The organism is Blastococcus sp. HT6-4 (assembly GCF_039679125.1).
In the GTDB taxonomy this organism is placed as follows: Bacteria; Actinomycetota; Actinomycetes; order Mycobacteriales; family Geodermatophilaceae; genus Blastococcus; species Blastococcus montanus.
The window spans coordinates 624,305-637,883 of record NZ_CP155551.1 but is presented as its reverse complement, the minus strand read 5'-3'; the positions used below and the strand labels follow the sequence as shown (position 1 = coordinate 637,883).

At 75.6% G+C, this 13,579-nt stretch carries 10 protein-coding genes; 4 read left to right on the top strand and 6 right to left on the bottom strand.

Annotation, left to right across the window (positions count from 1 at the left end; translation table 11 throughout):
- Positions 1-9: 9 nt before the first annotated feature.
- Positions 10-1,206, bottom strand: coding sequence for an ABC transporter permease (locus ABDB74_RS03015; protein WP_346621640.1), 1,197 nt, complete (start codon positions 1,204-1,206; stop codon positions 10-12).
- Complete coding sequence (locus ABDB74_RS03010; RefSeq protein WP_346621638.1) at positions 1,203-2,123, bottom strand: ATP-binding cassette domain-containing protein; 921 nt, start codon at positions 2,121-2,123, stop codon at positions 1,203-1,205. The genes ABDB74_RS03015 and ABDB74_RS03010 overlap by 4 nt, the downstream gene beginning before the upstream one ends.
- Here ABDB74_RS03010 and ABDB74_RS03005 point away from each other — a divergent pair.
- Positions 2,038-2,898, top strand: coding sequence for a UdgX family uracil-DNA binding protein (locus ABDB74_RS03005; RefSeq protein WP_346621637.1), 861 nt, complete (start codon positions 2,038-2,040; stop codon positions 2,896-2,898). The genes ABDB74_RS03010 and ABDB74_RS03005 overlap by 86 nt on opposite strands.
- A 115-nt stretch (positions 2,899-3,013) precedes the next feature.
- Here ABDB74_RS03005 and ABDB74_RS03000 read toward each other — a convergent pair whose 3' ends face one another.
- Complete coding sequence (locus ABDB74_RS03000) at positions 3,014-4,339, bottom strand: MFS transporter (protein ID WP_346621636.1); 1,326 nt, start codon at positions 4,337-4,339, stop codon at positions 3,014-3,016.
- A 16-nt stretch (positions 4,340-4,355) separates the two neighbouring features.
- Positions 4,356-5,003 carry a pyridoxamine 5'-phosphate oxidase gene (pdxH, locus tag ABDB74_RS02995; RefSeq protein WP_346621634.1) on the bottom strand — a complete coding sequence of 216 codons (648 nt, stop codon included), beginning with the start codon at positions 5,001-5,003 and terminating at the stop codon, positions 4,356-4,358.
- A gap of 126 nt (positions 5,004-5,129) precedes the next feature.
- On the opposite strand from pdxH, the gene ABDB74_RS02990 reads away from it, so the two are divergent.
- From ABDB74_RS02990 to ABDB74_RS02980, 3 genes are all read left to right on the top strand, one after another.
- Positions 5,130-6,248: a citrate synthase 2 gene (locus ABDB74_RS02990; protein WP_346621633.1), complete on the top strand. Its 1,119-nt coding sequence runs from the start codon at positions 5,130-5,132 to the stop codon at positions 6,246-6,248.
- A gap of 118 nt (positions 6,249-6,366) precedes the next feature.
- Positions 6,367-7,479, top strand: coding sequence for a phosphoserine transaminase (serC, locus tag ABDB74_RS02985; protein ID WP_346621632.1), 1,113 nt, complete (start codon positions 6,367-6,369; stop codon positions 7,477-7,479).
- Between the two features lie 26 nt (positions 7,480-7,505).
- A complete protein-coding gene (locus tag ABDB74_RS02980; RefSeq protein WP_346621630.1) occupies positions 7,506-10,208 on the top strand; it encodes an ATP-binding protein in 2,703 nt (900 codons plus the stop codon).
- Between the two features lie 10 nt (positions 10,209-10,218).
- On the opposite strand, the gene ABDB74_RS02975 is transcribed toward ABDB74_RS02980, so the two are convergent.
- Together ABDB74_RS02975 and ABDB74_RS02970 are read right to left on the bottom strand one after the other, a co-directional pair.
- A complete protein-coding gene (locus tag ABDB74_RS02975) occupies positions 10,219-11,688 on the bottom strand; it encodes a circularly permuted type 2 ATP-grasp protein (protein WP_346621628.1) in 1,470 nt (489 codons plus the stop codon).
- Positions 11,685-13,577: an alpha/beta fold hydrolase gene (locus ABDB74_RS02970; protein ID WP_346621626.1), complete on the bottom strand. Its 1,893-nt coding sequence runs from the start codon at positions 13,575-13,577 to the stop codon at positions 11,685-11,687. Before ABDB74_RS02970 ends, ABDB74_RS02975 begins: the two co-directional genes overlap by 4 nt.
- Between the last annotated feature and the right edge of the window lie 2 nt (positions 13,578-13,579).

Below are 13,579 nucleotides of genomic sequence, written 5' to 3'. Positions count from 1 at the left end.
GGGCAATCCTCAGCCCTGCGCGGCCTTCAGCGCGTCCCGCAGCTTGGTCTTCCCGCTGGTGCGCAGCAGGGCCCCGGCGTAGACGCGGCCGCCCAGCCGGACGGCGACGGCGATCGCCACGAGCATGAGCGCGACGGCCAGGACGACCTCCCACAGCGCCGCCTCGCCGGCCGCCTGCCGGACCGGCATCACCAGCGGGGAGAGGCCGGGCACGTAGGAGGTGACGACCGCCAGCGTCCCCGACGGGTCCGCCGCGGCCTGGAGGCCGACGAAGAACCCGGCGATGAGCAGCAGCATCATCGGCGTCAGCACGCTGCCGAGATCCTCCTGGCGGCTGACCAGCGACGCCGCCACGGCGAACACCGACGCGTAGAACGCGTAGCCGAGCACGAACCACAGGATCACCGACACCACGGTGCTGATGAGGTCACCGGGCACCGTGACCAGGTCGAAGGCGAGCGCGCCGCCGACGCTGATGACCCCGATCAGGACGATCTGCGCCAGCCCGAGCACGCCCAGGCCGAGGATCTTCCCGGCCAGCAGCTGCCAGGGCTTCATGGTCGCCAGCAGGAGCTCCACCACGCGGCTGGCCTTCTCCTCGACCACGCCCTGCGCGACGAACTGGCCGAACATGATCAGCAGGCCGTAGAGCAGGGCGACGCCGATGATCGCGACGAGGACCTGCTCCTCCCCGCCGTCGTCCTCGGCCAGCGAGGTGACGTCGACCTCCGGTACCGAGCTGAGGTCGACGCCCGCCTCGGCCAGCTGCTCGGCGACGGCGATCGCCCCCACGGCGCCGTTCACGACCGCCTCCATCGTCGCGTCGCGGTCGGGCACCAGGAGCTGCGGGGTCGGGCCGCCTGCCAGCAACGCGCCGTCGACGTCCTCGGACTCCACCGCGGCACGGGCGGCCGCCTCGTCGTCGAGCGGCACGACCGTCACGTCCATGCCGACGGCCTCGCCCTGGGCCTCGATGGCCGGGCCGAGCTGGGAGGTGTCCCCCACCACGCCGACCCGTCCCTCGTCGCCGCCGGTGCCGACGGCGATCTGGAAGGCCATGATCCCGAGGAGCAGCAGGACCGTGAGCGCCACGCCGATGATGAAGTTCTTGTCCCGGAGCCGGGTGGAGATCTCGCGGCCGGCGACCAGCCGGACCAGCTCCGTGCTGCCCGGCGCGCGCGCCGGCGTTCCGGTCGGGGCGTTCACGCCGCCACCTCCCGCTCCTCGGTGCGCGGATCGGCGACCGCCTCGCGGAACAGCTCGACCAGGCTGGGCTCGCGCCAGGCGAAGTGCGCGACCCGCCCGGTGCGCAGGGCCGCGGCCAGGACCGCCTGGTCGTCGGCGCCGGCGGCGAGCTCCAGCAGCGTGTCGCCGGCCTGCTCGGAGACCACCCGGGCACCGGGGAGGGCCGCGGCCCAGCCGGGGGCGGCGTCGGGGACGACGACCCGCAGCAGCCGGCCGGCCTCCTGGCGGCGCAGCTCGTCGACGGTGCCGGCGGCGACCATCCGCCCGCGGGCGAGGATGCCGACGGAGTCGCAGAGCCGCTCGACGAGGTCGAGCTGGTGGCTGGAGAAGACGACCGGGACACCCGTGCGCACCTGGTCCAGCAGCGCCTCGGCCAGCGAGTCGACGCCGACCGGGTCCAGGCCGGAGAACGGCTCGTCGAGGATGAGCACCTCGGGGCGGCTGACCAGCGCGGCGGCCAGCTGGACCCGCTGCTGGTTGCCCAGCGAGAGCTTCTCGACCGGGTCGCCGCGGCGCGCGCCGAGCCCCAGCCGGTCCACCCACTCGGCGGAGGCGCGCGCGGCGGCGGCGGCGTCGAGGCCGTGCAGCCGGGCGAAGTAGGTGACCTGCTCCCCGACCTTCATCTTCGGGTAGAGACCGCGCTCCTCGGGCATGTAGCCCACCCGGCGGCGCAGCTGCTGGTCCAGCGGCCGGCCCTGCCAGCGCACCTCGCCGGCGTCGGCCAGCACCAGGCCCATCGCGATCCGCATCGTCGTCGTCTTGCCGGCGCCGTTGGAGCCGCAGAAGCCGAACATGGACCCGGGCCGGACCGTGAAGCTCACGCCGTCGAGCACCTGGTTGGCGCCGAAACTCTTGCGGAGCCCGTCGAACTCGAGCACCTTTCCTCCTGCCGTCGCCTGTTCCTGCCCCGAACCGTATCGGCTGGGTCGCCGGCTGCGGCAGATCTCGGTGGCGGCGGCCCGCCGCGTGCGGTGTCATCGGTCCATGAGCGAGGGCAGCGGTGTGGCGCAGCCGCCCGTCGGCGTCGGGCTGGAGCAGCTGCGCGGCGCGGCGGCCGGGTGCCGGGCCTGTGAGCTGTGGCAGGACACCACGCAGACCGTCTTCGGCGAGGGCCCGGAGACCGCGCGGATCGTGTTCGTCGGCGAGCAGCCCGGCGACCAGGAGGACCGGAGGGGCGAGCCGTTCGTCGGGCCGGCCGGGCGGCTGCTCGACAGGGCCCTGGCCGACGCCGGCATCGACCGCCGGGACAGCTACGTCACCAACTCGGTCAAGCACTTCTCCCACACCGTCAAGGGCAAGCGGCGGATCCACCAGACGCCCCGGCCGGAGCACCTTCGGGCCTGCCGGCCGTGGCTGGAGGCGGAGTTCGCCGTGCTGCAGCCGGAGGTGGTCGTGGCGCTCGGTGCGACGGCGGCGAAGTCGCTGATCTCGCCGTCGTTCCGCATCACCCGCGAGCGCGGCCGGCTGCTGCCGTGGACCGTGCCGGGCGCCCCGGCACCGTCCGAGGACGACGACGAGGACGCCCCGCACCAGACCTGGATCCTCGCCACCACGCACCCGTCGGCGATCCTGCGCACCCCCGACGAGGCGCGGGCCGCCGCCTACGACGCCCTGGTCGCCGACCTGGGGGTGGTCGCCGGCGCGCTCCCCTGAGGAGCCCGGTGCCCGCGCCGGCGAGTAGGGCCGGCCGCGACCGGATATGCAAGGCGGGTCCGGCCGGCCTCGCCACTCTCGGGGGCGGGCGAGCCCGGCCGGGCCCCGATCGGGGTCAGTGGCGTCCGTCGGCCGCGGACCGCGAGGCGCGGTAGAACCAGAACGAGGGCACCAGCACCGCGACGGCCACCATCGCGAGCACCACCACCACGCCGCCGGACACCATGGCGAAGGTGACGCCGGCGGCGCTGGCCAGCCCGCCGGCCCGCAGGTCGCCCAGCCGGGGGCCGCCGGTGACCACGACGATGAAGACGCCCTGCATCCGCCCGCGCATCTCCTCCGGCGCCGCCAGCTGCAGCATCGCCGACCGCAGCACCGCGCTGACCATGTCCCCCGCCCCCGCGACGGCCAGGCACAGCACCGCGAGCCACAGCGTCGGGGCGTAGCCGAAGCCGATGATCGCCACGGCCCAGACCGCGATGGAGACGATCACCACCGCACCCTGCCGGTCGATGCGGGACACCCAGCCCGACGTCAGGCCCATCACCAGCGCGCCGATCGAGATGCCGGCGAAGAGCCAGCCCAGCGCGTTCGGCGAGCCCTCGAACCGGGTGTCGGACAACTCGGGGAACACCGCCTGCGGCCAGGCGAACAGCATCGCGACGACGTCGACGACGAACGTCATGAGCAGCACCGGCTGGGTGCGCAGGAACGCGAAGCCCTCCCACACCCCGTGCACCGTCGCCCGCAGCCGGACGGGGCCGGCCGCCCGTCCCGGTGGCAGCGGCGGCAGCCCCCGCAGCAGCAGGACGGCGACGAGGAACCCCGCGGCGTCGATGGCGTAGGCGGTGAACAGGGAGCCGAGCCCGATCAGCAGGCCGGCCACCAGCGGGCCGACGATGACGCCGATCTGCCGGACGGTCATGGCCAGGGCGTTGGCCGCCGGCACGCCCGCCGGGCCGACGAGGGCGGGGATGACGGCGTAGCGCGCCGGGGAGTTGACCGCGGTGAACGCGGAGACCGCGGCGGTCAGCACCCACAGCAGGGCGAGGTTCCCGCCACCGGGCAGCAGCGCCTGCGCCGCGAGCAGCGCACTGGTGACCGCCGCGCCGACCGAGGTGATCACGAGCAGCCGCCGGCGGTCCATGGCGTCGGCGATCGCGCCGCCGAGCAGGCCGAACACGATCAGCGGGACGAGCGCCACCATCGACGTGACGCCGACCATGAACGAGGACCCGGTCAGCGCGTAGACCTGGAACGGAACGGCCACGAGCGTCATCTGCTGGCCGATCGTGGTGGTGGCGATCCCCCAGAACAGCCGGCGGTAGCCCGGGTCGCGCAACGGCGTGGTGTCGATGGCCCACCCGCGCCGGCGCACCTGCTCCGGCATGGGCTCCTCGACCGGCGCGCCACCCTCCCCCGGCTCGACCGGCTGGGTCACGGTGTCACCGGTTCGTTCACGGCGCGAGCCGCTGGACGAGCCAGCCCCCGCCCTCCGCCTCGTCCAGGACGAACCGCAGCCGGTCGTGCAATCGGTCGCCGCCGCCCTGCCAGAACTCCACCCGCTCGGGCACGACCCGGTAGCCGCCCCAGACCTCCGGCCGCGGCACCGGCCCCTCCGGGGTCTGCGCGTCCAGCAGACGCACCCGCTCGGCCAGCTCCTCCCGGGAGTCGACGACGGTCGACTGGACCGAGGCCACGGCCGCGAGCTGGGCGCCCCGGGGGCGCGGGTCCCAGAGCCCGTCGGATGCGGTGCTCCCGATCCGCTCGACCCGCCCGGCCACCCGGACCTGCCGCTGCATCGGGTGCCAGGGGAAGACCAGGGCCGCCCGCGGGTTCACCGCCAGCTGCGCGCCCTTGGCCGAGGCGTAGCTGGTGCCGAAGACGAACCCGGCGGCGTCGTACCCCTTCATCAGCACGATGCGGGCGTCGGGGGCGCCGTCGGCGTCGGCCGTGGCGACGACGACGGCGTTGGGTTCGGGCAGCTCCGCGGCGACCGCGTCGCGGAACCAGCGGTCGAACTGCTCGGCCCACGTGGGGGCGAGGTCGTCCTCGCCGAGCCGGCCGGCGGTGTAGTCCGTGCGCATGCGGGAGACGTCGGGCACGTCGCCATGCTGACACCGCCACCCGGCCCCCCGTGTACCGGGCGTGCCGGCACGGCCTAGGGTCGGCACGCAATCGTGCGCGATCCCCTGCGCGCACGTGGTTCCGCGCGCAGAGGAGCATGCGACATGGCCGACGACTTCGTACCCGGCCTGGAAGGCGTCATCGCCTTCGAGACGGAGATCGCCGAACCGGACAAGGACGGCGGTTCACTGCGTTACCGCGGTGTCGACATCGAGGACCTGGTCGGCAAGGTCACCTTCGGCAACGTCTGGGCCCTGCTGGTCGACGGCAAGTTCGGCCCGGGCCTCCCACCGGCCGAGCCGTTCCCGATCCCCGTGCACAGCGGCGACGTGCGGGTCGACGTGCAGGCCGCGCTGGCCATGCTCGCCCCCTTCTGGGGCTACCGCCCGCTGCTGGACATCGACACCGATACCGCGCGCGACCAGCTGGCCCGCGCCGCTGTCATGGCGCTGTCCTACGTCGCCCAGTCCGCCCGCGGCATCGGCACCCCCGCGGTCCCGCAGTCGCGCATCGACGAGGCCGACACGATCGTCGAGCGGTTCATGGTCCGCTGGCGCGGCGAGCCCGACCCCCGCCACGTCGCCGCCGTCGACGCCTACTGGACGTCGGCCGCCGAGCACGGCATGAACGCCTCGACGTTCACCGCCCGCGTCATCGCCTCCACCGGCGCCGACGTCGCCGCCGCCCTCTCCGGGGCGATCGGCGCGATGTCCGGCCCGCTGCACGGCGGAGCCCCCTCCCGGGTGCTGCACATGCTCGACGACGTGGAGAAGACCGGCGACGCCGAGAAGTACGTCAAGGACCTGCTCGACCGCAAGGAGCGGTTGATGGGCTTCGGCCACCGGGTCTACCGCGCCGAGGACCCCCGTGCCCGCGTGCTCCGCCGCTCGGCGCAGGAGCTGGGTGCGCCCCGCTTCCAGGCCGCCCTCGCGCTGGAGAACGCAGCACTCAAGGAGCTGCGCGAGCGGCGTCCCGACCGGCCGGTCGAGACCAACGTCGAGTTCTGGGCGGCCATCGTCCTGGACTTCGCCGAGGTGCCCAGCCACATGTTCACCTCGATGTTCACCTGCGCGCGTACCGCCGGCTGGTGCGCGCACATCCTCGAGCAGAAGAACACCGGCCGCCTCGTGCGCCCGTCGGCCCGGTACATCGGCCCCGACTCGCGCAAGCCCGAGGACATCGAGGGCTTCGACATGATCAAGCCCCCGACCGCGTCGGCCTGACCCGGACGACCGGCCCCACCCGAACGACCGGCCCGACGACGGCCCGGACCGCACTGCGCGTCCCGGGCCGTCGTCGTCCGGCTCCCAGCGACACCGCGAACCGGAAGGCCCCCCACGGATGACCATCACCATCCCCGCCGCGATCCTGCCCGCCGACGGCCGGTTCGGGTGCGGGCCGTCCAAGGTGCGCCCGGAGGCGCTGCGGGCGCTGGCCGGTGACGGGGCGGGGATCATGGGGACCTCCCACCGCCAGGCGCCGGTGAAGAACCTGGTCCGGCAGGTGCGCGAGGGGCTCACCGAGCTGTTCGACCTGCCCGACGGCTACGAGGTCGTGCTCGGCAACGGCGGGACGACGGCGTTCTGGGACGCGGCGCTCTTCGGGCTGATCCGGGACCGCGCGGCCTTCGGCACCTATGGGGAGTTCTCCGCCAAGTTCGCCTCCGGCGCGAAGGAGGCCCCGTTCCTCGGCGAGCCGCTCGTCGTCACGGCCGAGGCGGGGTCGCTCGCCCTGCCCGCCGCCACCGACGGCGTCGACGCCTACGGGTGGGCGCACAACGAGACCTCCACCGGGGTCATGGCGCCGATCGCCCGGCCGTCGGGCACCGAGGACGCGCTGGTGCTCATCGACGCCACGAGCGGCGCCGGCGGCCTGCCGGTCGACGTCTCGCAGACCGACGTCTACTACTTCGCGCCGCAGAAGTCCTTCGCCGCCGACGGCGGCCTGTGGGTGGCCCTCATGTCGGCCGACGCGCTGCAGCGGATCGCCGAGATCAAGGCGTCGGGCCGCTGGATCCCCGGCTTCCTCGACCTGTCGATCGCCGTCGACAACTCCTCGAAGAACCAGACGTACAACACCCCGGCGGTCGGGACGCTGTTCCTCCTCGCCGACCAGATCCGCTGGATGCTGGAGCTCGGCGGGCTCTCCGGCGCCGTCGGCCGCACCCGCGAGTCGTCGGACCGGCTCTACGGCTGGGCGGAGAAGTCGTCGTACGCGACCCCGTTCGTGGCCGACCCCGACCACCGCAGCTACGTGGTCGGCACGATCGACTTCGCCGACTCGGTGGACGCCGCCGCCCTGGCGACGACGCTGCGGGCCAACGGCGTGGTCGACGTCGAGCCGTACCGGAAGCTCGGCCGCAACCAGCTGCGCGTCGGCATGTTCCCCGCCGTCGACCCCGACGACGTGACCTCGCTGACCGCCTGCATCGACTACGTGGTCGAGCGCCTCTGAGGGAGGGACCCGGCTCCGGGAGCCGGGTGGGCGAGGTGCACGTGTCCCGGCTGGAGGTGGGTGTGGACCCCGGTACGTCGTCGGGTGCCGACGGTGGCGACCTCTTCGCCGCGGGCGGGGAGGCCGGCCGGATCATGGCCTGCTTCGACTGGGCGGGCACCTCGGTCGGCCCCGTGGAGACCTGGCCGATCAGCCTCCGGGTGATCGTCCGCCAGGTGCTCGTCTCGCGCTTCCCCATGATCGTCTGCTGGGGGCCGGACCTGCTGCAGTTCTACAACGACGCCTACGCCCCCGTGATCGGCGCCAAGCACCCGGCGATCGGGAAGGACATCCGGCTCACCCAGCCCGAGACGTGGGCGGTGCTCGGGCCACCCATCGAGCGGGCCATGACCACGCTCGAGGCGTCGTGGATGCCGGGGCTGCTCCTCCCGCTCCAGCGCGCCGGCTACCGGGAGGAGACCTACTTCACCGTCTCCCACGCACCGGCGTTCGACGACGACGGCCGGGTCGCCGGCATCCACGCCGTCTGCACCGAGGTCACCGGAGAGCTGGTCGCCGCCCGGCGCCAGCGGCTGCTCCGGGAGCTGGCGATCGTGGGTGGGCAGCTCGGCGAGCCGATCGAGGGGGTGCTGTCGGCGATGTGCCGCACCATGGTCGGCGACGCCCTCGACATCCCCTTCGCCGCCGTCTACCTGTCCACCGACGACGGGCGACTGCACCGGGCGGCCACCGCCGGCTGCGACGCGGACCTGCTGCCGGCCGGCGACCCCGGCGACCTCCCCGGGGACCTCACCCGGCTCGGCGCCGCCGGCGGCCCGTGGGGCGACCCCGTCACCGACGCGGTCGTCGTCCCGCTGTCGGCCGGCCGCGACGCGGTCCCCCTGGGACACCTGGTGCTGGGCACCAGCCCGAACCTCGCCCTGGACGACGACTACCGCTCGTTCCACGACCTCGTGGCCGGCCAGTTCGCCGCGGCCGTGGTCAACATCCGCGCCTTCGAGAGCGAGCGGGAACGGGCGGCGTCCCTGGCCGAGCTGGACCGGGCGAAGACCACGTTCTTCTCCGACGTGAGCCACGAGCTGCGCACGCCCCTCACGCTGCTCCTCGGGCCGATCGGCGACGTGCTCGACGACCCGGCCCAGCCGCTCCCCGGCGACGTGCGCGAGCAGCTGAGCGTCGCCATGCGCAACGGGCAGCGGCTGCAGCGGCTGGTCAACGACCTGCTCGACTTCGCCAGCATCGAGGCCGGCCGGGCCACCCCCGTGCGGGTGCCGACGGACGTCGCGACGTTCACCGCGGAGCTGGCCGGCATCTTCCGCTCGGCCGCGGAGCGCGCGGGCCTGCGGCTGACCGTCGACTGCCCGCCGCTGGGCCGGCCCGCGTTCGTCGATCCCCGCATGTGGGAGAAGATCGTGGTCAACCTGCTGGCCAACGCGGTGAAGTACACCTTCGTCGGCCGGATCGACGTCGCCCTGCGGGCCGGGGAGGACGGGTTCCTGCTGACCGTCACCGACACCGGCGTCGGGATCGTGGCGGAGGAGCTGCCGCACCTGTTCCAGCGGTTCCACCGCGTCGCCGGAGCCGCGGCGCGCACCCGCGAGGGCACCGGCATCGGCCTGGCGCTGGTGCAGGAGCTGGCCGCACTGCACGGGGGCGACGTCTCGGTCACCAGCGAGCCGGGCCGGGGCAGCACGTTCACCGTCGCGCTGCCCTACGGCGCAGCCGACGCCGCGGCCGACGGGCCCGCCGTCGCGCCGTCGGAGGCGGCCCGGGGCGAGGCGGCCAGCTGGGAGCAGGACGCCGCGCGGCCGGCGGGACCGGTTCCCGGCCCGCCCGGCGGCGCGACGATCCTCGTCGTCGACGACAACGCCGACATGCGGGACTACCTGGCCCGGCTGCTCGGCCCGCACTGGAGCGTGCGCACCACCGCCAATGGCGAGGAGGCGCTGGCCGCGGTGGCCGGCTCCGTGCCCGACCTGGTGCTGACCGACGTGATGATGCCGCGCATCGACGGGTTCGAGCTGCTCCGCGCGCTGCGGGCCGACCCCGCCACCCGGCACGTCCCGGTGATCATGCTGACCGCGCGCGCCGGCCAGGACGCGTCGGTGGAGGGGCTGGAGGCCGGGGCCGACGACTACCTGGCCAAGCCGTTCCGTGCCGCGGAGCTGCTGGCCCGCGTACGGGTCGCCCTCGAGCGAGCCGCCGGCCGCGCCCTGCCCGCACCCGGACCACCGCAGCCCGCACCCGGACCGCTGCCCGCCCCCGCCCCCGGGCCCGTGACCGGCGTCCCGGTCGCCCGCCCCGAGCCCGTCCCGGCGCCCCGCGGTGCGGCCGGAGCCGCCCAGCCGCGCGCCGACGTCCGGGCGCGGTGGCGGCTCCCGGCGGAGCTCTCCTCGATCCCGGTCGTGCGCCGCCGGCTGCGCGGGTTGCTCGAGGAGGCCGGGGTCGACCCCGACCAGGCCTACGACCTGCTGCTGGCCGCCTGCGAGGCCACGAGCAACGCCATCGAGCACGCCCAGGAGCCCACCGAGCCGTTCGTCGACGTCGCCGCCGCCGTCGGCCGCGGCCTGGTGGAGATCAGCATCCGCGACTACGGCCAGTGGCGGGAACGGGTGCCCAGCATGGACCGCGGGCGCGGCTCGACGCTGATGAGCGCGTTCGGCGACGTCACCGCCGTCCCGAGCCCCGAGGGCACCACCGTGCGGATCCGGTCCGCGGTGGGTCCCTGACCCCGGGGGCTCAGCGCATCAGCCAGGTGTCCTTGCTCCCGCCGCCCGGGACCCCGGGCCGGGCCGGCCGGGGCCCGGGAGCCACCCGGGTCAGGGCCACCGGCAGCGCACTCGTCGTCGCGCCGGCCACGGAGAACACCCGGAGGTCGACCGGGCGGGGGCGCAGCACCCCGTCGACGAGCGTGGGGGCCGTGGAGAACTCCAGCGGCTCCCGGGCCACGAACCGGTGCGGAGCCGCGGCGATCTCCGCCCGCAGGGCGTCCAGCTCGGCCGCCGAGCAGCTCGGGCCGTGCACCACCCCCCGGCCGCCGTAGCCGGCGACCGGGTGCACCTCCAGCTCGCGCAGCCGGGAGCGCACGGCGGCCCAGGCGGCCGGATCGGCCAGCACCCAGGTGGCGGCCTGCCCGAGCAGCGGCTCCTCGTCCAGGTAGAAGCGGATCATCGCCGGCACCCAGGCGTAGCCGGCGGCGTCGTCGGCGACCCCGTTGCCGGGCACGTTGGCCAGCCCGAGCCGTCCCGTGCGCACCGCCTCGGTCAGGGCGACGTCGAGGGACACGCCGACCGCCGTGGGGTAGGCGCCGAGCGAGGCGTCGTCGAAGCGCCGGTAGAGCACGTCGACCGGGACCCGTGCGCCGTCCACCGCCGCCTCCAGCCCGCCGTCGGCGCGCGGCCAGAGGTCGGCGGCCCGCACCAGGGGGACGCCCAGCGCCTCGGCGAGCACCTGGTGCTCGAACCACGCGCCGTCGGCCTCCCCCTGCGTCAGGAGGGCGATCCGCGGCGGCCCGGGGCATCCCGGCGGAGCGGCCGACGCGAGGGCGTGGGACAGCAACGGCACCGCCGCCCGGGGATCGGCCGGCTGCCGGTCGGCGAACAGCTCGGGGACCGCCGCCCGAGCGGCGTCCCGGTCGGCCAGCGCGTAGCCGATGCCCGAGGGCACCTGCAGGTTGTCCCGCGCGACCACCCACCGGCCGTCGGCGCCGCGGACGACGTCGGTCGCCGCCACGGTCGCCCGCGGCTGCCCGGCCCAGGCGCGCGCCACCGCAGCGGGATCGCGGCCCGGGCTGTGCGCCACCGCCCACTCGGGGACCACCCCGGCCCGCACGATCTCCGCCGCCCGGTCGGGGTCACCGCGCCGGCGCCCCGCCGGGCGGTAGGCGTCGGCGAGGAAGGCGTTGAGCGCCCGGTGCCGCTGCACCACGCCGGCCGACACCGCCGCCCACGCGCCGGCGTCCAGCACCCGCGGCACCGGGTCCATCGGAACCGGGCACAGCTGCTGGCGGCCGTCCGCCCACGTCGACACGACCACGCCGCGCTGCCGGCGACGCGCCGTCAGGTCCGCCGCGGCGGCGGCCAGCCCGACCGCGCCGAGCCGGTCCAGGGCATCGGCCGGCCCGGCCCACGCGCTGCGCAGCCGGCCGTCCGGGCCGACGGCCTCGTCGGTGCGGTCGGTGGGGTAACCGGCGAAGAGATCTCCGCTCACAGCCACCGATCGAACCAGGCGACGAGGCGCTCGCCCAGTTCGACCAGGTGCTCCCGGCCGACGATCGCGTGGCCCTCACCGGGGAGGAGCAGCAGATCGGTGCGTGCACCGCGGGCCTGCAGCGCCTGGTGCGCCTGCACCGACTCGGCGACGGGGACGTTGGTGTCCCGGTCGCCGTGGGCCAGCAGGACCGGGGAGGTCAGCCGGTCCAGCGCCGTCATCGGCGAGATCGCCGCCAGCATGCCGTGGTCGGCGACGGGGTCGCCGTACTCGGTGACCGAGGCCGTGGCCATCCACGGCTCGGTCCCGGCGAAGAAGGTGCGCAGGTCGCTCATGCCGGCCAGCGACGCACCGGCGGCGAAGAGGTCCGGCCACCGGGTGAGCGCCACGAGGGTCAGGTAGCCGCCGTAGGACCACCCGTGCGCCCCCACCTGCCCGGGCGCGGCGATGCCGGCGGTGACCAGCTCGTCGACGGTGGTCCGGACGTCGGCGAAGGAGGCCTCGCGCGCCGGGCCGTCGTCGGCGGTCATGAACGCCCGTCCCGACCCGCCGGAGCCCCGGACGTTGGGCGCGAACACGGTGAGGCCGGCGGCGACCAGGCACTGGGCGACCGGTGACCAGGCGGGGCGCTCCTGCCCCTCCGGGCCCCCGTGGAAGGTGATCACCGTGCGGTTGGGCCCCTGCGTCCCCGCCGGCGTGTAGAGCCAGCCCGAGAGCGGGACGCCGTCGGGAGCGACGTACTCGTGCAGGACGGGGTCGACCAGCCCGCGGGGCTCGGGGAGGGCCGGCGAGCACGCCAGCCGCGCCGCCGCGCCGGCGCCGTCCAGGGGCACCCGCCACAGCCCGCGGGGCGCCCGGGGGCCGGTCAGCTCCCCGACCAGCGCATCACCGCCGGGCAGCGGGGCCCATCCCGACAGCACCGGCTCGGGCAGGGGGACGTCCCGCACGACCGCGCCGTCGGACAGGGCGTGCAGGCGCAGCCGGGTGACCCCGGCGGCGTTCCACACGGCGAGCACGGTGCCGTCCCGGCGCAGCACGTAGCCGTCGAGGTCGGCGTCGGCCCGGTACAGGATCCGGCGGCCGGGACCGGGCACGCCGTCGGCGTCCACGGGGACGGCGACGAGACCGGCGCGGTCGGCGCCGGGTGGGCCGGGCAGGGCGGCGCGGAGGTAGACCGTCCGCCCGTCGGCCGAGAACCGGCCGTCCTCGGAGGCGATGCCGCCGGGGGCGTCCAGCGGCAGGACGCGGCGCTGGATCCCGGTGGCGACGTCGATGACGACGACGTGCCGGAAGGCGCGCGGCCCCCGGCGGGCGAGCACGGTCCGCCGGTCGGCGGAGACCGCGGTGACGGACAGGAAGCCGCCGGAGGCGAGGGTGCGCTGCTCGCCGGTGCCGACGTCGACCAGGACGACGTCGGCGTCCGGGCCGGTGCCCGGCGCGATCGAGCAGGCGTAGTGCTCCGGACCGCTCCAGAAGCCCGGGAAGACCGTGGCCCGCGGATCGTGCCCGGCCAGCACCCGGTGACCGGTCCCGTCGGGGCGGACGACGTGCAGCTCGGCGCAGATCGACCCGCCGGGGCTGACGAGGTAGGCCAGCCAGGCGCCGTCGGGTGACCACGCGACGCAGACGACCTCCTGGCCCGGGCCGGACACGACCGCCGGCGGCGTCGCGCCGTCGAGGGCGGCGACCTCCAGCCGGGGCAGCCCGGACCGGTCGGTGACGTAGGCGAGCCGGCTGCCGTCGGGCGACGGGGCGGGGCCCCAGGCACCGGCGACGCCGGCGATCCTCCCGATGACGCCGCGGACCGCGGCCGGCAGGGCCTCAGGCGGCGCGAGGGATTCCAGGGCCGGCAGGGACCCCGGGAGCGCGCCGGTCACCGGACTGGCCATCG

What these genes read in the sequence shown, in the direction of transcription:
- ABDB74_RS02990 (WP_346621633.1), top strand. Translation starts at nt 5,130, where the DNA reads ATGGCCGACGACTTCGTACCCGGCCTGGAAGGCGTCATCGCCTTCGAG.
- ABDB74_RS03005 (WP_346621637.1), top strand. Translation starts at nt 2,038, where the DNA reads ATGGACCCGGGCCGGACCGTGAAGCTCACGCCGTCGAGCACCTGGTTG.
- ABDB74_RS02970 (WP_346621626.1), bottom strand. Translation starts at nt 13,577, where the DNA reads ATGGCCAGTCCGGTGACCGGCGCGCTCCCGGGGTCCCTGCCGGCCCTG.
- serC (WP_346621632.1), top strand. Translation starts at nt 6,367, where the DNA reads ATGACCATCACCATCCCCGCCGCGATCCTGCCCGCCGACGGCCGGTTC.